The 21,183-nt window shown below is 67.5% G+C and carries 16 protein-coding genes; 9 read left to right on the top strand and 7 right to left on the bottom strand.

Going from position 1 to position 21,183, the window contains the following annotated elements; translation table 11 throughout:
• Nucleotides 1-50 precede the first annotated feature (50 nt).
• Together HUW62_RS01930 and HUW62_RS01925 are read left to right on the top strand one after the other, a co-directional pair.
• Nucleotides 51-2,486 (top strand): hypothetical protein, encoded by a 2,436-nt coding sequence (locus HUW62_RS01930; RefSeq protein ID WP_176433401.1) that lies wholly within the window; start codon nucleotides 51-53, stop codon nucleotides 2,484-2,486.
• Entirely contained in the window at nucleotides 2,483-3,316 is an 834-nt protein-coding gene (locus tag HUW62_RS01925) for a hypothetical protein (RefSeq protein ID WP_176433400.1), read from the top strand. The genes HUW62_RS01930 and HUW62_RS01925 overlap by 4 nt, the downstream gene beginning before the upstream one ends.
• Nucleotides 3,317-3,417: 101 nt before the next feature.
• On the opposite strand, the gene HUW62_RS01920 is transcribed toward HUW62_RS01925, so the two are convergent.
• The 5 genes from HUW62_RS01920 to HUW62_RS01900 all read right to left on the bottom strand — a co-directional run bounded on the left by HUW62_RS01920 (nucleotide 3,418) and on the right by HUW62_RS01900 (nucleotide 9,609).
• Nucleotides 3,418-3,705 carry a hypothetical protein gene (locus HUW62_RS01920; protein ID WP_163867466.1) on the bottom strand — a complete coding sequence of 96 codons (288 nt, stop codon included), beginning with the start codon at nucleotides 3,703-3,705 and terminating at the stop codon, nucleotides 3,418-3,420.
• A gap of 83 nt (nucleotides 3,706-3,788) precedes the next feature.
• On the bottom strand, nucleotides 3,789-5,390 hold the full coding sequence (locus HUW62_RS01915; protein ID WP_176433399.1) for a serine hydrolase: 1,602 nt from the start codon (nucleotides 5,388-5,390) through the stop codon (nucleotides 3,789-3,791).
• Between the two features lie 391 nt (nucleotides 5,391-5,781).
• Nucleotides 5,782-7,245 carry a hypothetical protein gene (locus HUW62_RS01910; protein WP_255203174.1) on the bottom strand — a complete coding sequence of 488 codons (1,464 nt, stop codon included), beginning with the start codon at nucleotides 7,243-7,245 and terminating at the stop codon, nucleotides 5,782-5,784.
• Between the two features lie 218 nt (nucleotides 7,246-7,463).
• A complete protein-coding gene (locus tag HUW62_RS01905) occupies nucleotides 7,464-8,723 on the bottom strand; it encodes a S9 family peptidase (RefSeq protein WP_176433398.1) in 1,260 nt (419 codons plus the stop codon).
• A 142-nt stretch (nucleotides 8,724-8,865) separates the two neighbouring features.
• Nucleotides 8,866-9,609, bottom strand: a complete 744-nt coding sequence (locus tag HUW62_RS01900; RefSeq protein WP_163867462.1) for a hypothetical protein — start codon at nucleotides 9,607-9,609, stop codon at nucleotides 8,866-8,868.
• A gap of 230 nt (nucleotides 9,610-9,839) precedes the next feature.
• On the opposite strand from HUW62_RS01900, the gene HUW62_RS01895 reads away from it, so the two are divergent.
• Nucleotides 9,840-10,001, top strand: coding sequence for a hypothetical protein (locus HUW62_RS01895; protein WP_176433397.1), 162 nt, complete (start codon nucleotides 9,840-9,842; stop codon nucleotides 9,999-10,001).
• Here the strand turns inward: HUW62_RS01895 and HUW62_RS01890 are convergent.
• Nucleotides 9,982-11,172 (bottom strand): beta-1,3-glucanase family protein, encoded by a 1,191-nt coding sequence (locus HUW62_RS01890; protein WP_176433396.1) that lies wholly within the window; start codon nucleotides 11,170-11,172, stop codon nucleotides 9,982-9,984. The genes HUW62_RS01895 and HUW62_RS01890 overlap by 20 nt on opposite strands.
• 378 nt (nucleotides 11,173-11,550) lie before the next feature.
• Here HUW62_RS01890 and HUW62_RS49830 point away from each other — a divergent pair, with 378 nt between their 5' ends.
• The 5 genes from HUW62_RS49830 to HUW62_RS01870 all read left to right on the top strand — a co-directional run bounded on the left by HUW62_RS49830 (nucleotide 11,551) and on the right by HUW62_RS01870 (nucleotide 17,930).
• Complete coding sequence (locus HUW62_RS49830; RefSeq protein WP_368670322.1) at nucleotides 11,551-11,646, top strand: HNH endonuclease; 96 nt, start codon at nucleotides 11,551-11,553, stop codon at nucleotides 11,644-11,646.
• 328 nt (nucleotides 11,647-11,974) lie between these two features.
• The gene (locus tag HUW62_RS01885) at nucleotides 11,975-12,940 is read left to right on the top strand and encodes a hypothetical protein (protein WP_163867457.1); all 966 of its coding nucleotides are present in this window, start codon (nucleotides 11,975-11,977) and stop codon (nucleotides 12,938-12,940) included.
• Between the two features lie 38 nt (nucleotides 12,941-12,978).
• On the top strand, nucleotides 12,979-14,517 hold the full coding sequence (locus HUW62_RS01880; protein WP_176433395.1) for a hypothetical protein: 1,539 nt from the start codon (nucleotides 12,979-12,981) through the stop codon (nucleotides 14,515-14,517).
• An 8-nt stretch (nucleotides 14,518-14,525) separates the two neighbouring features.
• Nucleotides 14,526-16,913 (top strand): hypothetical protein, encoded by a 2,388-nt coding sequence (locus tag HUW62_RS01875; RefSeq protein ID WP_176433394.1) that lies wholly within the window; start codon nucleotides 14,526-14,528, stop codon nucleotides 16,911-16,913.
• 3 nt (nucleotides 16,914-16,916) lie between these two features.
• Nucleotides 16,917-17,930 (top strand): WD40 repeat domain-containing protein, encoded by a 1,014-nt coding sequence (locus HUW62_RS01870; protein ID WP_217911048.1) that lies wholly within the window; start codon nucleotides 16,917-16,919, stop codon nucleotides 17,928-17,930.
• 10 nt (nucleotides 17,931-17,940) lie between these two features.
• Here the strand turns inward: HUW62_RS01870 and HUW62_RS01865 are convergent, their stop codons facing one another.
• Nucleotides 17,941-19,152, bottom strand: a complete 1,212-nt coding sequence (locus HUW62_RS01865) for a serine hydrolase (protein WP_176433392.1) — start codon at nucleotides 19,150-19,152, stop codon at nucleotides 17,941-17,943.
• Between the two features lie 325 nt (nucleotides 19,153-19,477).
• Between HUW62_RS01865 and HUW62_RS01860 the strand changes: the two genes are divergently transcribed.
• Nucleotides 19,478-21,175 carry a serine hydrolase gene (locus HUW62_RS01860; RefSeq protein ID WP_163867452.1) on the top strand — a complete coding sequence of 566 codons (1,698 nt, stop codon included), beginning with the start codon at nucleotides 19,478-19,480 and terminating at the stop codon, nucleotides 21,173-21,175.
• The last annotated feature ends 8 nt before the right edge of the window (nucleotides 21,176-21,183 follow it).

Here is a 21,183-nt window from a genome sequence, read left to right as displayed (position 1 = left end):
GCCCCGGCGCGACGTGCACCCAGCCCACGGTGGACGGTTGGGTTGCTCCGATGGAGTACGCCGACGGCAAGAAGTTCCCGCTGCAGGACTATGCGAACGGCGGCCCCAACGGCGAGCTGTACCTGCTCGTCAGTGACAACGCCGAGTACACCTCGGAGGAGTGCAACTTCGGGATGCCCAAGGCCGGCGGGATTCCCTCGGTCCAGACCAACCCCTGCCTCTCGCAGACGCTGTTCATCGGCATGCGGCTGCCCCGGCCCAAGGACGCCAACGGGAACTTCCTGGACGCGGCGGGCCTCATCGACATCTGGCTCGACTCCCAACGCGACGCCACCATCAACCAGGTGACCGGGGCGAACCAGCCCCGCTCCGAGGACCGTCGCCTCCAGCTGCGCTACTCCACCGGTCCAAATGGAAACACCACGCTCTCGCAGCGGATGGGCAACAACACGAATGGCTGGACGGGACTGACCGACCCCAACCAGGCCTGGGCCACCACCGTCGTGGTGTCGACCCCGAGCGCACAGTCGTCCCGCGTGCACATCGAGTTCGCGGTGAAGCTGCGCAGCAGCGTGCCGCCCATCACCGGCAGCGAACCCTTGTCCGCGCTCGTCCGCAAGCTGGGCCTCGGCATCCAGAGCACCGTCTTCTCGGTGGCCGGCGCCACGCAGCGGGTGGGAGGCGGCATCTTCCCCAACGTGAAGAACCAGTCGCCCGTCGACTTCATCCCCTCGACCTGGGAGACGCTCGAGCTCAAGGAGCCCGTCTCCATCCCCCTGAGCTTCACCATGTGGAACGTGGGGCAGATGCCCGACGCGACATTCTGGGTCCCCGACGGAGGCTCGGGAGAGATTGACACCGTCGCCGTCAAGATTTTCAGGAAGGAGGTCGCCTGCATCTCCGAAATCTGGATGTCCCATGAGCGCGGCGAGCTCATCGAGAAGGTCAACGCGCTGCGCGCCATCGAGCTGCTGCCGCCCATGCAGGCCGTCACGGAGCTGAACGACGAAGTCTTCAAGCTGCCCACCGAGAGCACGGGCCTCGTGCTGCTGTCCTCACGGCAGATTCTGGAGGGAGGCGTGCACCACTTTCCCTCTCACATGTGCACCGGCTCCGACTGCATGCAGGACAAGGGCGTCATCTGGGCGCGCATCGCCACCCCCGCCGCGACCGAGCCCGTCATCGTCATGGAAGAGACCGGCGCCTCCAGGACCTCCTCCGCGACGGACTACGGTGAGTTCGTCGATGTGTTCTGCACCCACGTCAACGCGGGAGAGAACACTCCGGGGCCGGACACCGATGCCCGCGAGGACCAGCTCTTCGACATCAAGGCCTATGTCCAGCAGGTGCGCAAAGGCGGGCCCCTGCATGCCAACACCTTCCCGTACCTGCTCGGCGACGACGACATCTTCCCCCAGGGGACGTGGCCGAGCGGCATGGACCGCCCCGCCTTCCTGCTCGGGGACATGAACACCCTGGGGCCCAAGGCCACCCAGCCCGACTCCAACTTCCCCCGCTATCAAGACATGGTGGGCCCCAGCTTCCTGGACATCAGCCAGCTCACCGAGTTCGAGAAGGCCAACAGCCTCTTCTCCGAGTCCCGTGACCTGGCGCGCACCTCGTCCGGCCCGGACCCGATGGCGACCGGAACGTGGCTGGGCACCACCTGCACGGACCTGGTGACGGACGAACTGGGCTCCAAGGACCGGCTCGACTACGTGCTGGTGTTCCCCGCCGAGGACACCCTGGAGTTCCCCGCCTACGCGCTGCTCAAGGAGCCCACCGCGGACGTCAAGCCGCACTTCGACCCTGACTCCAGCATCATCCTGTCGAACCCGCCGCAGCTCTTCCAGCAATGCCTGTCGGACCACGCGATGGTGGACGTGAGCGTGGCATTGACGAAGGTGAAGGACACCGTGAAGTACAACCCCGCCAAGCCTCACCGGCTTGAATACGCGGTGAAGCAGGTGACGGATTTGGAGACGGAGAGCGGCTGCTGCGCGGACTGGTTCACGCCCCGGGTCCACATGACGGCCAATGGCTTCTTCCGGGAGAACGCCTTCCTGACCATCGTCGAGGACCAGACCATCTACCCGAACTGGCAGGTTCAGACAGGACCGGACAATCCCACGCAGTTCCCGGACCTGCCCGCCAACTTCACGGGGGTGGTGAACATGACCTCCGCCATCTGGGAGGAGGATACTGGCCCCAACGACCACTACGACTCCATCCCCGAGGGGGGCGCGGGGACGGCGGTGGACGAGCGGGACGGCCACTTCAGCTTCTTCGCGGGGACGGGCCTGGTCCGCCGGGTGAAGGGCGAGACGAGTCCCAATGATTGGTTCACGGGGCTCGAGCTGATGGGCAGCTTCCTGAACGGGTACGAGAACGGCATGTCCCTGGAGACCGAGGGCAAGGATTTGGACACGGGCGACAACGCCCGGGTGCGGCACTTCATCCAACTGAAGGAGCTGGAGACCCCATGAGCGCAATGAATCTGAAGTACGCGGTGCTCGCGCTGCTCCTCGGGGGGACGGCCCACGCTGTCGAGCCGATGGTGCCCTACGACAACTTCAACCCGACGGAGTCCAACCCGCCTCGCGCGACGAAGGTGCGCGGCATCGACGCGGCACGGTGGACCAGCCAGGAGAGCGGAAGCCGGCAGCAGGCGATTCGTGAGCTGGCCTTCACCCGCCTGCGGCTCTTGAGCCGCTCCAACACGGGCGCGGGACGCTACGGCCTGCGCTTCACGCAGCCGTCGGCGGTGACGGCCATCGAGGCGAAGGTCCGCGTGAACAACGCCCGGAGCACGGGGTGCGCGGCGCCGGGTGTCGGGGTCTCCCAGGGAGCGGCGGAGCTGTCCGGCCACTTCTTCAACGCCGCCGTGCCGAGCCGGGCCAGCGCGAAGGACGACATCACCGCGTCCATCCGCATCGTCTCCCGGTCCACGGACCCGCTGGGCTCACAGGACTTGAGGGTGGAAGCGCTCATCGAGCGGTGCAGGGACGCGTCGTGCACGGGGCGCAGCTCGCTCTTCACGTCGGACCTGGGCCCGGTTCACCAGGGCGAGCAGGCCCGGCTGCGAGTCCAGTGGGACGCGGTAAATGACCGCTTCGTGTTCCAGCGCGACAGCCAGCCCGAGGTGTACGGCGCCTACACCGTCACGGACACCCATGTCCCGGGCATCGCCAACAAGGAGCTCGTGGTGACGCACGCCCTGCCCTCCTGCGGCAGCGGAACTCCCAGCCCGCTGGGGTATGTGAATGCCTACTTCCACGACGTGCTGGTGAACCAGTCGGCGGCCCCCGCGCCCTGACGTCTCCATCTGACGGACCTGGATGGAGTTGAACGCCCGCGGCCCACCCCGACTCCCTGGGGTGGGCCGCTCGAATGCCCTGTCACGGAATGCAGGCGGATTCAGCGCAAACAACCGTAGGTCCAGATCGAGACGTGCGGAGACACCACCCCCCCTCGGATGATGGTCCCATTACAGAGACAGTCCTGCCGACCGACCTCTTCGGTCTTCGTCGCGTCACGGTAGTAGGTGATCTCCGTGAGCGCGCCCGGTACGCAAGATGCCGGTCGCAGCTCGGCCTCCTCCGACGCCTCGACAGGGAGTTCGGACTCCTCGGTCGCCGCCGCTCCACCGCAACCCGCCATCAGCACGGCCCCGGCAACGACAGCCCACTTGACGATACAGTTCATCCGCTCCTCCTGGGTTGAAGCACCGCAGCCTAGACCAGCAAATCGCCACAACCAATATAACCATGACAACCCGACTGTCAGCATTAGCGGCGGGTGAACACCCCCAGCTTGTCGCGGTTCCACGCGTTGATGGTCAGCGAGAGGACCTTCGTTCGTGGCGCGGCGAAGAGGGCCCCCGAGAACCCTGACTCGTTCTCGCCCGTGGTCTGGAAATAGAACTCGTCGCCGCTGTAGTGCATGAGCGCGAAGCGCTTACCGGCGGGACCGACGGTGAAGGACAGCGCCCCATCTCTCAGCGACACGGTGAGGTCTCCGTAGACGCGGTTGGGATAGGTCCCGACATAGGCATTGAGGCTTCGCGCGGGAGTCGGGTTCACCGCGGGCTTGGAATACTTCGTCTGGTCCGCGGTGATGGGCTCGGCCACGAGGGGCCCGAAGAAGGCCAGCCAGTCTCGCGTGGACGCGCCGTAGCGGACGACATCCACGAACTCGGCGGAGATGGCTTCCGGCACGCCTCGCGGGTCCGCGTTCGTCAGCACTGCGATGGCCAGCTTCTTGGACGGATAGACGGTGATGACCGTGGACGCACCCCGGCCGAAGGCGCCCGAGTGGCCCAGTCTCAACTCGCCGGTGTCCTCGTAGCCGACGTTCCAGCCCAGGCCATAGAAGCTCGCCCGTCCTCCCAGCTCGTCCGGCCCCTGGGTGACACTGCTGGGCCGCCAGATGGTCTGCAGCCCCGGGACGTCCACCACGGGAGTCTGAAGGCCCGGGTAGCTGCCTCCCGCGAGCAACATCGTCAGCCAGCGGGACAAGTCTCGCACCGACGAGTTCGCGCCACCGGCGGGCGCCTGTCCGTCATTGTTGGCCCCCAGGTCTGGCTTCCATTGGCCATCCACCAGCGTGTGCAGCGCCGCCCGGTTCTTGAGGGCCTGGAGGTCCGCGAAGGAGTAGGAGCTGCTGCTCATGCCGAGCGGCGCGAAAATCATCTCCCGCGCCAGGTCCTGCCAGGAGCGCCCCGTCCCCGTGGCGAACGCCAACGCCCCCGCCGTCAGTCCATAGTTGGTATAGGCATACGAGTCGCGAAACCGCGTCAGGGGATACAGCGCCAGCTTCGAGATGATCTGGTCGGCGTTGTAGCCCAGGTCCTCGAGCAGGTCTCCCGCATGGTCGGGCAGGCCACTGCGATGCGCGAACATGTCGGCGACCGTGACGTGCTGCCCCACCCAGGCATCCGCGAGCGTGAAGCCAGGACGGAACGTCTGCAGCGTGTCATTCCAGTCCACCTTGGCCAGGCGCCGCGTCAGTGCCGCGGCAATCACCGTGGAGCTCAGCGGCTTGGAGACCGAGGCGAGCTGGAACACGGTGTCCGCGTCGACGTCCCCCACGACACCCGCCTGTCGTTCGCCCAGGCCCTTGAGGTACCGGACCACGCCGTCGTACACCACGGCGACCGCGATTCCGGGCACGGTGGTGGCCGCCTTGTCCTTCTTGACGATGTCGTCGAGCACCGCCAGGGCGCGCGTCACTCCGTCCGCGGTGATCTGCCCCGAGGCCGCGGGCGTCGCCTGAGTCGCGGCCCTTGGAACGGCTGCTGGCCCCGCCGCCTCCGCCGCCGAGCCCGTCCCGGAGAGGGCGGCGCCGACCCCCGCGGCACCCAGGCCCCGCAGCAGCGTCCTGCGTGCCATTCCTGACTCCACCGTGGGTCCTGAACCCTGCCCGTCGTCCTGCGCCATGACTCCCCCAGAAGCCTCACGTCGAAGAGGTTTCGACGCACTCGCGGCGGGCAGAGTGGGAGGCCCGTGCACGCACACGCAACAGACCCAGGTGCCGGTGTGCCGTCGGGTCAACCTCACCTCGTCTTCCAGCAACGGCGGGCCGTCCGGAATTCCTTCCAGTCAATACCTGCCCACATCGATAGGACCTGAAGTCGACAATGCGTATCGCGCCCGGCCATGGCGTCTCCGACACCAAGGCCTGCGCCTTCGACGGAAGGGCTGAGCCCGTCACCCGAATGAAAGAGAGCCGCGCCCACCTTGGAGTGGAGCGCGGCTCTCTCACGTCAGCGCTGACAGCGGGCTACTGGCAGCTCCCCGCCTGCAGGTAGTCGAGCAGCGAGCCACCGCCGCTCGAAGTCTCACGGCCCACCAGGCACTGGCCCGCGGGGACGGCCACGCTCGAGGCCCCGGCGGTGAGCGACAGCTCGCCCGTCACGACCTGCACGCCGCCCTTGAAGCCGGTGGTGGCGTTGGCGCGCACCGGACGCAGGCTCGGGCCCCCCGTCCCACCCGTGAAGCGAACGCGGTACGTCGCATCCTCGTACGCTGAAGGGACTTCCATCTCCGGGTCCGCCTTGAGCGGCGCCAGGAAGAAGCGCGCCACCAGGTCCACCTCCGGCTGCACGCGCACCAGCGGCAGTCCGTCATCCCCGCGCGACAGATTCAGGTCGAAGTGGCGGCCGGACTGGCTGTTGAGGTCCAGCGTGAAGAGCTTGTCGGTGCCCAGGCTCAAGAAGCTCTGCGCATCGCCGAGCCCCACGTGGGCCACGGTGAAGTCCTTCTGGTTCTCCGTCGCCTCCAGGGTGAACGACAGGCCCGACAGCGACGCCGTCCAGTTCTTGCCCCGCAGCGCGGGCGCGAAACCCGAGTACGGCAGGCTCACCTCGGTGGTGTTCAAGTCCAGCAGGAAGCGCGCGCGCTTCGCCACGCCATCCGCCTCCAGCTCCACCAGCGGCGCGGCGCGCGCCGAGGAGATGGCCACGGTGCCACCCTCACCCGCCAGCTCCAGCCGCAGCGCCTGGAGGATGGAGCCGCTGACAATCCAGTGCTGCGCCCCCTCCTTCGTCACCTTCAGCTCCACCTGCCCCACCATCACCGTCGGCAGCGCGGCGGCCGCCTCCGCGTCGAGCTGCTGCACCGCGCTCTTCACGCCCCCCAGGTCCACGACCAGGGAGATGACCTTCGGCAGGAAGCGCAGCGACACGGGCTGGGCCTTCTTCGAACCGATGAGGAACGCCAGCTCCAGCCCGTCATCGTCCAGGGTCGTCGCCCGCACGCGCAGCTCGGACTGGTTCACGAACTTCACGCAGTCGGTGTCCGCCGCCTCGCTGCCATCGGTGCAGACATTCTCGCCCTTGAGCAGGAAGACGGTGGAGTCACCCTCCGTCGACTCCACGTGCTCCGCGGTGAAGACGCGCTCGCGCAGGTACTTCTCCAGCCGCGCGGCCTGGGCGTTCGTCTCGGCCTCGTTGGAGAAGTCGGGGAGCGACGAGCCGTCCTCCTCCGTCTCCTCGCTCGGGAGCGCCGGCAACGGAACGCCCTCGAAGCCGGTGCTGAAGACGGACAGGGCCTCCTCCAGGCTGTCCACCGCGGGCAGGCCATTCATCGTCCGTACGCTCGCGCTGACGCCGCGCACCATCTCCGCGGCACGGCTGGCGGTGACGTCCGCGACCTTCCGCGCGTCGGGCGGGTTCTCGCTGTCGCATCCCGTGGCGACGAGTGCGAACACCGCGACGCCGGCGAGCCAGGACCTGGCGTTCCTCATGAACTGCTCCTTGAAAGGGGTGTGGGTACGTGTCCCCTCCTGAGCAATGCATGGGCCAAGCATGATTCCAGGTGTTTCGAGTGGTTACCGCGATGACTGGGGGTGTAGCGCCCTGCACACCGCGACATCACTGTCACGAGGCCTACGCACCTCTCGCCATCCGTGCGCGCCGGCATGGAATCGACGCGCCGCGCAAGACAGTCAGAGAGCGGCGGCCGTCAATGCGTGCGGACGCGGGCGAGCCGGTCGGCGAAGAAGTCGAACATGCGCACGTCCGTGAGCGCCCGGCCCAGGGGCTGGCAGTGGAAGTCCGCCCCTTCCTCGCGGGTGAAGCGGACGCGCTCCTTGTCGCAACGCAGCGCCTGGAACAAGGCCTCCGCCTGACCTGGCCAGAACTGCTCGCCTTCCGGGTCGAGGACGAGCATGGGCGTGCGGATGCGCTCCACGACGTCACGCAGGTGGTAGCGCAGCACCTGGGAGAACGTGTCGAACGGCGTCCCGGTGCCGTAGGGCCTGCTCCGAAAGGCCATGACCCGGGCCATGACAGGGTCCGCCTCCACTTCGCGCATCGCCTCGTTGAACGGCTCCCGCGCTCCCGCGTGCAGCAGCGCGATGAGCTCTGGTGGCAGGTGTGACGTCCACGACGTGGACACGTCCATCACTCCCGGGTCCACCACCGCGGCGATGAAGCGAGGCTCGAAAGCCAGCGCACGAGGAAGCCAGTAGCCGCCCTGGCTGATGCCATAGGCGAGCAGCCCGCGCGCATCCACATCCGAGCGGGACACCAGCACGTCCACGACGGGAGTGAGCACCGCCTCCCAGTCCGGTCGGAAGGCGATGCCCCGCTCGAACAGCAGCGATTGCTGTCCGGGGCCGTCATACACGAAGGTATTGAAGCCCCGTCGCAGCGCGCCCGAGGCGCCCGTGCCCCACAGCGACGTGAGCGAGCCGTCACTGCCATTGGTCATCACGAGCGTCGGCCGCGCCGTGCCCGAGGCATCCGGACGGAGGAGGTAGCCGGGCAGCGTCCCCTCCTCGTAGGGAACCTCCACCCGGAGGAAGCAGCCCTCGGAGTGGGCCACCACCGCATCCCAGCACCGTCGATGCAGGGCGAAGGTCGGCGCCAGGACGCCGGGGTCCGCCAGGCCCGTGACGAAGGCGAGCGCGCGCGAGCAGGCCTCCGCCGCGGCCAGGAAGAACCACCGCGCGCTCTCCTCGTGTCCGGAGGCCGCGCTCGACTCCGCCTGGGCACGCAACCGCTCCGCGGAGGCCTTCCAGGCCTGGAACCACCCTTCCGCGCTCCCCTCCTCGATGGACGCGAGCGTCACGAGCACGCCGCCGATATCGCCCACCCCCTGCGTCGCGAGCCCCAGGGCCATCCGCGCCTCGAAGTCGAAGTCGGGGTCCGCGAAGAAGCGCGCGGGAATGCCGCTGTCCCGCGTGCCGTGAGGCAGCGGCGCTGTTGTCTCCTCGCTCATGGGGCCCTCGCTCCCATCCAGCCTGGACGGGAAACGTCATATCTCCGAGGACCGCCTTCAAGCGGACGGCCCGACGGACGGGCGCCCGAGCTTCCAGGCGCCCGGAGCAGGTGCGCTCACGGCCGTCGGGCAGGCCCCTCCCTCAGTTCACGCACTCGAACTCGTCGTCGCCATTCCAGGACTGGAGCCAATAGCCGCACCCGGCGGTGACCCAGGCTCCGCTCGACGGCTTCGTGGTGAGGGCGACCTGGCGGATGACCGTCGAGGCGGGCCAGAACTTCTTGCAGTAGGCCAGCCCGCCGATGTCGCAGCCCGACGTGCAATCGGGGTCCGGCGTCCAGCTTCCACTGACGGACCTGTGGGTGTTCACCTTGCCGCACCACCGCGAGAAGCGACCGAGCGTGGTGCCAGTCGAGGTGCCGCAATCACCCGGGCACGTCCCCGTCGTCTCGCCGTTGTTGCAGATGCCATCGCCACAGGAAGGGCAGTCGCTCGGACAGGACGACGCGTTCTCGTTCGAGCTGCAGACCCCGTCTCCGCAGTACCCGCAGTCATCCGGACAGGTGGACACGTCCTCGTTGCCACCACAGACCCCGTCACCACAGACCTGGCAATCAATCTCGCAGTTCCACGCATTCTCATTGGGACCACAGAGACCATCACCACAGTATCCGGATCCGGAGCAGTCCCAGGGGCAGGTCCATTCGTCCTCGAAGTCGCCGCAGATGCCATCGCCACAGTATGCGAGTTCCTCATGGCCCGGCGGGGGGTTGCCCGGCAACGACTGGGGTTGGGTGGAGGTCGTGCTCGGTCCAACCTCGGTGATGTCGCCAGCGCAGGCGGTGAGCAGTGTCGCAAGGCAGAGCCAGGGCATGAGTCGTGACATGGGATTCCTCTGGATGGATGTGGGGTACAGGCGAGAGGCAGACACCGCCCGGAGGCGAATGCCAGACACTCCCGCGCGGCCACCATAGGCCCGAACGCCCATCTCCAGACAAAGAGATTGCGCCATGCAATGACATTGGGGTGGCGCCGTCAAATTGCAATCCGGTCAGAGCCAGGCGGTTTTTTCCGACGCGAGGCAGGGCGTCGGTCACGGGTATAGAGTCCAGCGGAATGTTCTTGCTCGCCGCCAATCCTCCGCCGCCCTTCCTGGCCTGGGTCATTCCCGTCGCGTTCCCGGTGATGATCGTCTTCGTAATCCGCCTCCAGCTCCAGCCCTCCGCGATGAAGCCGTTCGAGGTCTATCTATCGGCCGTCAGAAAGCCTCGAGGGTGATGGTCGCCCTCGTGGGCTGCCGCGAGACGGTGAACGAGCTGCCGTCGCAGTTGTCGTCGTTGCCGAGCGCGTATGCGCGGCCGTCGATGGCGTTGGCGTGCACCACGCGGGCGTAGTGATTCGTGAGGCCCTTCCAGGCCTGGTAGCTGTCCCGCAGGGTCTCCTTGCACGCCTCGGTTCCGCTGATGACGCCCAGACGGTCCTGAGCCAGCAGCACGGTTCGATTGAGCGCCGGGGCGAGCGCGCCTTGAATCTGGGAGCCGTGGAGGCCCCCACCCTCCTGGGCGTTGACCTGGTTGGCGAACACCTGGAAGGTCGTCGGCTTCGAGAACGCGGGCTGCACGCTCCCAGCGACGGATGCTTGCTGGAAGACGAACGAGCCCGAGGCGTCCACGGAGCCGACGAAGTACATCCCGGCTTCGACTTCGACGCCCAGTCGGTGGGGGCCGCCGGCCGCGTAGTTCTCCCACACCGCGTCGATGTACGGGTCGAAGTATGTCGGGCTGAACGCACCGTTCTCGATGCCGTGGAACGGCGCGATGGCGACGATGTCCTGACCGCCATTCTGGATGACGAGCTTCTCCCACCCGGGGGTGGCCTTGAGCGCCGACAGGATTTGGGAGCGCGCGCCGGCCTTGAAGCCGACCCCGTCTCCGCCGGGCGCATCCTTGCCGTACACACGCAGCGACATGGGAATGCCGACCATGTCGACCTGCGTGAGGTTCGCATTGAAGCCCGTCGTCGGGTCCTTCGGCAGGTTGACGAACTCCCACCAGTCGAAGAGCGTGCCGAAGTTGTCGCCGTGGGTGCTCCAGCCGTTCGGCGTGGTGTTGTTGAAGTAGGGCGAGCCGATGATGCTGGCCCCCTTCATCTTCAGCTGGTCCTTGACCGAGAAGTACATGCGCGCGCCGCCGTTGAGCGCCGGCAGCAGCATCTTCCCGCCATCGGTTCCAGTCTCCAGGTTGATGCTGTAGTCGAGGAGCCCGTTCTTCTCGTCGCCGGGCTGTATCTGCTCGAGCGCGCCGGTCCTCGCGTCGGCCAGGCGATACCACGGATGGAATCGCCCCTCCCCCGGACTGTCCGGCTGCTGCTGCCCGGTGGCCACGAGCCAGATATCGCTGTCCGCATAGGGCGTGTTGTTCACGATTTGAATCGGAAGTGTGTCTGCCATGAAGAGGCCCTCGCGAGAGTTGAACGGCGACGTCTCCGGGCTCGTCTCCACCGAGCCCGGCCAGGGGCGAAAGTGTCGGGCGGCCACTGAGCTGGGTTCAAGGTGTGTGAATTCGCGGGAGCAAGCCGGCTTCGGAGGACACCTGGCCCGAGGGCCTGGAGCCAATCCCAGGCGGTGGATGCCCTGGCAGGGCCTCGAGTGGCTACACGCCCGTGCACCGGCGCGAGGCAAGCTGCTGGGGGCGCTACCTCACCAGAGGTGCGCGCGCCACGGGACTTCGGTGACGGGACCCACGGCGCGGTGGGCCCCCGAGGACGGCAACCCGGTAGCCTGGTCGGACCCCGGCGCCGTCCCTGACCCGGTGCCGGGTGCCCATCTGTGCGCGGACGCCCCGAGCTCTCCAACGGACTGTCGCTGTGCGAGCTCCACCATGGCGCGTTCGACGCGGACCAGATGGGCATCCGCTCCTCGTGACCCTGCCCGCCGCGCAACGTCCCCGTCCGGAGTACCTGGAGGAGCGCCATGAGCGCTTCCGCAGTACCCGGGACTCGTGACGGCGAGCGCCGACGCCGTCCATCAGGACTGGACGAGTTCATCTCCACTCCGCAGGTCGCGCTGCCCCGAAATACGCTCTCAATCTCGGTCAAATCGAGACGCACGTGGCGGCCCAGCAGGCAGCCACGTGCGCTGTCGTGTCCATGAGCCAGAACCAACATCCGCCCATGCGCGCGTATAGCCATGGGGGCTCATTTCCGCGGGTTTTTCCGGATGCCGGCCGGATGCCCGCCACACACAAACCATCATGAATGCCAGACTCACACTCGCCGCAGGCGTCCTCTCCTCCCTCGTGTGGAGCGCTCCCGCGCGCGCTGAAACCACGACGGTGGACCTCATCTCCCCGTCCCACTGCACGATGGGGAACGGGCGCCTCAGTCGCTGCTCCATTCCCACCCAGACATTGACCGCCACGGACTTCGCCACCGCCGTCCCGCTGCGCACCATCCTCCGACGCGTCATGACGGGGAACTGCTCCACGCAGTTCCCCCTGGAGGTGACGCTGACGCCTCCGGGCACGCCCGCCACCCGCTACACCTTCATGTCGACCCCAGAGGTCACCCTCCGAGATTTGGACCGGGAGCTGATGGCCTCGCTGGAGCTCAAGGACTCCTCGGCGTGGACGGGCACCGCCGCGTTCGCCGACACCTGCCGCGTCTCCCTCAGCATCACCTGGAACGAGGTGGACGTGGACAACGCCGCCCAGGCCCAGGACATCCTCCAGGCGCTCCAGGCGGAGCTGACCACGAAGACGACGCAGCGCGACCACCTGGCCAGCCTCGTCGAGTACAGCGCCGCGTTCGACTTCATGAAGACGCTCGCCAACAGCTTCCTCGTGGACCTCACCAACGAGACGGCGCACGCCCTGCATGTCCAGGGACAGGAAGCCGCCCCCATCATCTTCAAGGCCGCCATGGGCTGCGCGGGCGTGCTCACCGACGAGGAAGCCGGCATCCTCGCCAACTTCTATTTCGTCCTGGGCTCGTTGAGCGACCCGACGAAGTACCACCACCCGGATGGCTCGCCGAAGACGCTGGAGGAGCTCATCGGCCCCGAGGCGCTCCCCGTCATCCAGAAGCTCTCCCTGCTCTCCGCAGCCGGCGCGAAGGAGCAATACCAGGCGCAGTACCAGGTGGCCGCGCAGGAAGCCGCCGCCGCCCAGGCGAAGCTCGACCTGGCCCGGGCGCAGCTCGCGCCCTGGGCGACGCCCTGAGCGCCCCCGGCCTCAATCCCATTCACAAAAGACATCCCATGACCCAGACACAAAAGAACATGAGGAGACGTGTCCTCGGTGCGCTGATGCTCACCCTGGGCGCCACCGGATGCGGCACGAGCGAAAGCGCTCCGCCCCCACGTGAACCCCGGACACCCGTCGCGGAGATGTCCCCTGCCCTGGCCTCCGAGCAGGTCTGCGTGGAAATCTTCTTCTGGGCGAAGAGCAGGACGCTGTGCAAGCCCCGAGGCTCCAGCATCGACTCGCTCCTGAGCGAGTTCAAACCCACACAGGAAGCGCTCTGCGACACCTTTACGGACGCGGAGCTTCGCTCGCAATGCAAGTCGAAGCCGCCCTACGTCTTCGCCCCCGCCGGCGACAGCGCCAACCCGAGCATCTGGGTGCAGCGCACGGAGGAGGTCCAGGGCTACTTCCGGATGTCCATCGGCGCGTCCATGGCCATCTACGAGACGAGCCTGGAGAAGATGGAGAGTGTCGGTGAGGACATGGTGGGGCCGTCTCAGAGGGAGCTCGACGGCAGGAACAAGCGCCGCGCCGATGCCCGCGCTCGCGTGGGTGACGGCTTGAAGGCACGGGCCACGGCCGAACAGCGCGCCGCCAGCGCGGACCTGGCCACCCAGCGGGAGACGCTGGAGGAGTACAAGCACCACTTCGCGTCCTACCAGTTCGCCCTGGAGGCGCTGGAGCCGCAGGTCACCACCACCCTCGCCGCCTTCGTCACGTACCGCGACGGCGAGGCCGCCCTCTTCACGCAGCTCGAGGACATCTCGACCCGCGCCTCCGCCGCGACGCTCGCGCAGTTGGGCGCACTCCAGGGGGAGCTGGTGGACCTGAGCCGCACGGAGAGCCAGCGCCCGCAGCAGCTCCAGATGGACGCACGGCGCCTGGTCCACTCGATGGGACAGATTCACGCCCGGCACCTGCTTGCCACCGAGCCCTTCTCGTCCTTCCTCGCGCGGAACAACCTGCCTCGGGTCAACCTCACCGAGCGCTCCGCCATCGTCCTCAACAACATCTCCAGCTACGCGGATGCACGGTATGCCCGCGTCGCCACGGCCGTGGCGAAGCTGCTGGAGGGAATGCGACTGCGCCGGGGCGCGCTCGTGACGTCCCAGGCGAACGCGGCCACCCGCCAGACACTCGCCACCGCGGCGACGCTCAAGGCCTCCGAGGCCTTCCTCGCCAATGCCAACCAGCGGACCACCGCGCTGTGGCAACTGCCTCCTCGCAGCACCAAACTGAAATACTTCTTCCTGGCGAGCAAGCACGTCGACTTCGAGAGCATCCTCCAGCTCGAGCCGCTGTGCGCCAACGTCTCCACCACCTCCACGCCTTGGATGGAGACGGGCTGCATCGCCCTGCGCCGGCAGTTCACCAGCGCTCGCAACTACCTGAACACGACTCTTCCCAACATGGTGCGGCTGAACGTCACCAACATGCGGAGGGCCGGTGTCTCCGAGGCGCTCCTCGTGGACGTGGAGACCCACCTCAACAACGCCAATCTCCGCCAGGCCGTGCTCGCGCATGACGTCGCGCTGCGCGCCTCGGACCTGTGAGGCCCGTCATGACTTCATCCATCCTTCGAGCACTTGCCCTGCTGTTGTCCTGCGCGGTCCTCGCGCCCGCCACCGCGCTCGCCACCACCTATCGCGACTACGTGATTGCCTGGCGGTCCACGTCCTACCGCAGCGAAGGCAGCTGTCAGGACACGAGCCGGCTCTATCAAGAGGGGCAGGCCAACTTCTCCATCAACTCGATGCCGCTGCCGACCCGGACGGTTGCCGGCAACTACCGGGTCGACGCCCACGGCAACGACTCCAACCTCTTCGCAGCCCCCTTCAACGCCACCCTTCTGCGCTGGGGTGCCAACCAGTTCTACTTCAACGTCATGCTCGCGCAGCCCGACCAGAGCTGCGTCATCACCGATGACGTCGTGCAACTGGAGACCGGTGGGCTGACGGCCCGGCCCCTCTTCCTCGTCAAGCGCCGTGGCACCGCCTACTCGGGCACCACGTCCGTGGCGCTGGACTTGAAGGAGATCAACCCCCGCCTGTCGGAGAACCTGGCCAACCTCGAGAAGGTGCTGGAGGACCGCAAGTGGCAGTTGTTGAGCATCCACGGGGACCTCGCGCTGGCCCAGGCGGAGCTCGACCTGCTCGCCGAGCTGAAGGGCGAAATCGACGAGCTGTCCAAGCGCCCGCTCGACTCCATCACCGAGGCGGACCTCAGCGACATCCTGTCGCGCTATGGGGGCGTGGACCCGCGCGTCCTCAGCCAGCTCCAGCAGTTGCTGCGGGACTTGAAGGAAGACCTGGCGGCGCTCCGCACGGAGATCAACCGCATCATGTCCGACTTCCGAGGGCAGATGGGCGGCCTGGATGACTGGCTCGCCGGGACACCTCCCACGGGCTCCCCGGACCTGGGCGACTCAGGGACGTATGACCCGGACCTGGACCCCGGCTCCATCCCCGAGGTGGAAGCGCCGGACCTGGACGTGGGTGACGACTTCGACCCGGACAACGACCCCTACCTCGCCTATGCGACGCAGGTGCTGCAGCAGTTGGAGACCACGCGGAGCGCCGGCGTGGTGGTCAACCGCGGCGGCTTCATGACCATCGTCCGGAGCTGGCGGCAGAACCAGGACATCTTCGAGAAGGCCATCCAGAGCCGCGCCAGCGTGTCGATGGAGGAGGTCGGTGCCTTCATCAACGCCCGCGACATGGTGTGGAACGTCGTGCGCGAGTACATGGACGAGGCCGGCTGGTTCCTGGACACCCCGGTGCGCCCGTCGACGAAGTCGCTCATCGCCTACCTGCGCAAGCGCCCCGAGGCAGCGCATCAGGCGGACGGCCTCCAGTCCAACCTCAACCTCTGGCAGGGCGACGCGCCGACGGCGCAGCAGAACGAAATCCTCAACACGCTCGACGGGCTCCACGGCGGCTGGCAGTCCGTGGAGGACGGCGCGGCGGTGGAGGACCCGAGCATCATCTCCACGCTCTTGAGCATCGGCGACTCGGCCCAGGTCATCATCAAGGAGGTGGCGCTCTTCGGCGTCGGCATGACGCCCGTCGGTGACTTCATCGACTTCTGCGAGGTCATCACCGGCTGGGAGACGTGCATGCCCAACGGGACGCAGCTGTCCACGGGCGAGCGCGTGTTCACCGCCATGGGCATGGTCGTCGGCACCGGCCGGTTCTGGCGCGCCGTCGGCAACGCGGTGACGCCGGTGGGCAAGGCCGTGGCGGACCGCTGCGAGGCCCTCATCAAGCGCTGGTACGACATCCCCGACAAGGTGAAGCGCGAGGAGCTGGTGGAGCGGCTGGGGCAGGAAGCCATCGACCACGTGGACGGCCTGTCCGGCAAGGACGTGGAGCGCCTCCTCAATGGACTGGGAGATACCGCCGTCCAGCGCCTGGCCAAGCACCTCAAGAAGACGGGACTGCTCCAGTTGGAGAAGCTGTCGATGCTCCAGATTCCCGCCGCGAAGAGGAGTCACGCGGTGGCCAATGGCGGGCACGTCAAGAGCATGGGCACCATGAAGGGCAAGACGGTGGCCCAGTTGGAGGCCGAGCTCCAGGCCAGGGGCTTCACCAAGAACGCGGACGGAAACTGGGTGCACGACGACTTCTCCGTGGTCCGCATCTCCCCGGGGACGTCGACGAAGCCGCCGTACTTCCGGCGGGAAATCACCAGCGTGAAGGGAAACACCAACCGGGATGCCATCACGGTCAAGGTGACCGGCGTCACCATCGAGGATGACCTCGGGAGTGTCGAGTACGTCTTCAGCCTGCCTGAGTGGGCGGACGACACCATCGGCGTGAGCAAGCAGATACGCAACTGGTTCGCGTCCATGGTGAATCGCAACCCCAATGACCTGGACGAGTTCGGCCAGGAGCTGCTGGAGCTGGAGAAGTACTGGGGCAAGCAGACGCACTTCGACCTGTTGCCGTAGTGCATGATGACCCACCTCGAGGCCACCCCGGACCATGCGGGTGGCCTCGGGGTTTCGATACGAGGTGGTGTGGTGATGAAGCAGGTGCTGCGTCCCGACAATGGCAACCGCTGGTCGCTCCTGGGTCGCTGGGGTACTCCCAGCCAACAGCGGGTCGAGTACCAGAAGGTCGGCTTCTCTCCGAGCGGCCACCTGCTGGTGACCCTGGAGCACCGGGGAGATGAGCGGCTGCGCTGGTGGCACTGGCAGGAAGGACGACGGGAGTCCCTGGCCGGAGAGGTTGTCGTTCCCAAAGGCGTCGCGATGCAGGCGCTGCCCGCGCTCGGGGGCATCGCGGTGACGAACACCCGCTTCGAGCTGGGCCTGTACGCCGAGTCCTGCGGCGCGCTCCTGCGTCAGGCGAAGCTCCCCGACCATGAGGCCTGGGGCCTCGTCGCCAGCGCGGATGGCACCCGGCTGGCCATGCATGACCAGGGGAGCGGCGTGCTCCTCTGGGACACCGGGACCTGGACGGCCCTGGGCAGGCTCGCGGGGCCACAGCAGGAGGTCGTGGGGCTCGCCTTCTCTCCCGACGGGCAGTGGCTCGCCGCCGCCTGTCTCCGGGGGCGGGTCGTCCTCTGGAACGCCAGCACGGGCCAGCTCGCGCACGTCCACGCGGAAGAGGAAGAACAGTTCGTGAATGTCGCCTTCGACCCCTCGGGCGAGCAGCTCGTCGCGACGACGACGGGTCCCCGCATCCAGCGCTTCCACGTGGGCGACTGGAGCCTGGGCGGAACGCTGTCGGGCCCCGTGCCGGGCTCACGCCACGCGGCCTTCAGTCCGGATGGCGGGCTGCTCGCGGTGACGAAGTTCGGCTTCCTCGTGCTCGGTGTGGACGAGGGCGCCCGGGTGTTCCGCTACGAGGTCGACAACGACTTCTATGGCAGCAACGCGGTCTTCAGCCCGGACGGGACGACGGTGGCGTGGGGCGAGCCCGACGGCACCGTGGGCTTGTGGGGCATCGCCTCCGCTTCCTGAGCGCTGACTGTCAAGGCAAGGCCTGGGCATCGCGGTGCTCGCGCAAGGCGCGCACGAGGGCCCACAGTCCCGCCTCGGCCGAGACCTGGCTGTCATTGAAGACGACGGACACGAAGACATCGTCCTCCACGACATAGGCCACCACCGAGGAGAAGCCCTTGATGCCTCCGCTGTGGCCAAGCATGAGGCCAGGGCCCGTCGGCACGTCGTAGAGCTGGACGCCTCGCCCGTAGAACATCGTGCTGCCCGGCTGCGTCGGCGGGTACATGACGTCCATGGAGTGCATGTCCTGGAACAGGCCTCGAACCGTCGCGGGCGCCAACACCTCGCCGGACAGCAGCGCGTGCCAGAAGCGCACGAGGTCCTCCGCCGTCGAGGCCAGCCCGCCCGCGCTGTATGGGGCGGCGTAGTCGAGGTCGGTGACGGGAGCCCCCGCCACATGGCCGACGACGACCTGGGTGAGGGGGAGGCCCGCTGCCCTGAACTCCGTGTGCGCCAATCCGAGCGGACGAAGGAGTCGGTCCTGGAGGAGGACGCTGAAAGGCTTGCCCTCCACCTGCTCCAGGATGCGTCCGAGCATGACGTAGCCCGTGTTGCTGTATGCCCAGTTCCCGCCCGGACAGAACTGGGGAGGCTGCTCGGCGGAGAGACGAATCAACTCCTCGGGGGAGCGGTAAGGGCCGTCCTCGAAACCGGGCAGGGCATTGAAGCTCACCAGGCCGTGGGTGTGTTCGAGCAGGTCCTCCAGGGTCATCAACTCAGTGCCGGGCACCTCGGGGACCCAGGTGGAGACCGGAGTGTCCCAGCGAAGGCGCCCCTCTTGAACGAGCTGGCCCGCGAGCATCGCCGTGAAGCTCTTCGTCACGCTGGCGACCTGGAACAGGGAGGCGGAGTCCACTGGTTCCTGCGTGTCGGTCCGCGACTTCCCACGAGTCGCGGTCCACAGTCCCTGTCCCGGCACGGCGACCGCGACGCTGGCGGCGGGGACCTGCCGGAGGACGGCGTCCAACGCGGTGTCCAGGGCCTGGGTGAGCCCCGCATCGAGGACTCCGGTGATGGGTCGCCGTGGAGCGAGCGTCGGCCAGATGGACTCAGGCGCGGTGCGCAGCGCCGGCCCCTGATATGGCGACCGCTCGGAACAACGCTGAGGTCCTGGCGAGGAACTGGCGCAGCCCATGAAGAGGAAGCCCAGGAGGAAGGTCCAGCGTGCTTTCGAGTGCATGAGTGCGCGCGGTCTGGTCTCGTACGAGGACGCGTGTCGAGAGAGCGGTGAGGGTCGACCTCATCGTACGTGAGGCTCCAGGGAGGAGAACGGGCGCCGGGCGCGAATGTCTCGCGTCACACCGGAGTCGGGCCATGGACCGCCAGGCGAGCGGGCGTCACCCCACGGTCCGAGGCGACCGCTCTTCGCGGCTCACCGCCTGAATCGCGCGGCTCACCGATGCCGGGTGGGGCTTCGCAGATATGCCCTGCTCGTCGCTGGAGGCTCGGGAATCCTTTCGCTCACGACGGGCGCCTCCGCGCCCTGCTCGAGGAGCCTCTTTCGCATGCGACTTCCCCGTTCCCTTCTTCTGCTGGCGCTCGTCACTCAGTGGCTCGTGCCAGGAACCATCGCCAGTGCCCAGACACCACGAGGCTCGCGGTCACAGCGTCACACCCGCGTCGACGCCATCTTCTCGCCCTGGAGCGGCAAGGCCTCGCCCGGCTGCGCGGTGGGAGTCTCTCGCAACGGCGTGCTGGACTACGCGCGGGGCTACGGCATGGCGAATCTGGAGTACGACGTCCCCATCACGCCGGGCTCCGTCTTCAACATGGCCTCCATCTCCAAGCAGTTCACCGCGTTCTCCATCGGGCTGCTGGCACAGGAGGGCAAGCTGTCGCTGGACGACGACCTCCGCCAATACGTGCCGGAGATACCCGCCTACGGCAAGACCATCACCCTCGCGCACCTGATGCACCACACCAACGGGTTGCGCGAGCAGGGCCAACTGATGAGCCTCGCCGGCTGGCGCGGCGACGACCTGAGCACCGAGGCGGACGTCCTCTGGGCGCTGCCCCGGCAACGCGGTGTGAACTTCGAGCCGGGGACGGAGATTCTGTACGGCAATGCCGCGTACACGTTGCTGGCGGTCATCGTGCGACGCGTCTCCGGCAAGTCCCTCCGGGCCTTCGCCGATGAGCGGTTCTTCAAGCCGCTCGGCATGAACGACACCGGGTTCCAGGACGACCACAATGCCATCGTTCCCAGGCGCGCCACGGGCTACGAGCCCCGTGAGGGTGGCTGGCGAATCAGCATGCCCAACACCGACAACTACGGCCCCGGCAATCTGCTCTCCACCGTCGGTGATGTGCTGAAGTGGGAGCAGAACCTGATGGACGGGCGCGTCGGCGGGCCGGCCTTGACGGCGTTGATGCGGACCTCCGGCAAGCTGAACAACGGCATCGAGACGGGTTACGGCGGTGGCTTGCATCTGGGGGAGCATCGCGGCCTGCGCACGGTGCGACATGACGGCATGGCATCCGGCTTCCGCACGGAGGCCGTCCTCTTCCCCGACCAACGACTGGCCATCGTCGTGCTCTGCAACGGCAGCTCGATTTCATCCACGGACCTCTCGTGGAAGGTGGCCGAGGTGTATCTGGGTGACCTCCTGAAGGACACGATGCCGCCCGCCGTCGCGCTGCCGGAGGCGGAGTTGTCGGCGCTCGCCGGCAACTACTGGAGTCCCTTGACGGACGAGGTCGTGCGCCTGGAGTTCAAGGACGGAGCGCTGCGCGAAGTCGGCTCGACCAAGCCCTTCGTCCACATTGGAGAGGGCGCGTTCCGCCCCGGCGAGTCGAAGCATGTGTGGCGCTTCGCGACGCCGAAGCCCCAGGCCCCGCGCGAGCTGAGCATCAAGGACTCCTGGCCCACGACGAGGGACTTCATCCGCTTGAGCGCGCCCATGCCCACGGACCTGGCGGTGTTCGCCGGACAGTACCGGAGCGAGGAGGTCGACATGACGTACACGGTGCGCGTCACGGACGGAAAGCTGGCGGTGCGCTGGCCGCGACGGGACGAAGTCATGCTGGAGCCCGTGGGCGGGGACCGGTTCGTCGGCTCGCTCGGCGCCATGACTTTCACGCGGGCGGCGTCAGGGAGCGTCGATGGGTTGCTGGTCAGCAGCCGTCGCCTGCGTCGGTTTCGCGCGGAGCGGATGGAGCCGTCCGCGAACAAGGCGCCCTCCGTGGACCGGTCCGGCCCTTAGCTCCACCC

This window comes from Myxococcus sp. AM011 (genome assembly GCF_013372595.1).
GTDB classification, from domain to species: Bacteria; Myxococcota; Myxococcia; order Myxococcales; family Myxococcaceae; genus Myxococcus; species Myxococcus eversor.
Note: the sequence above shows the minus strand (reverse complement) of the source record. Positions and strands in the feature narration are given on the sequence as shown.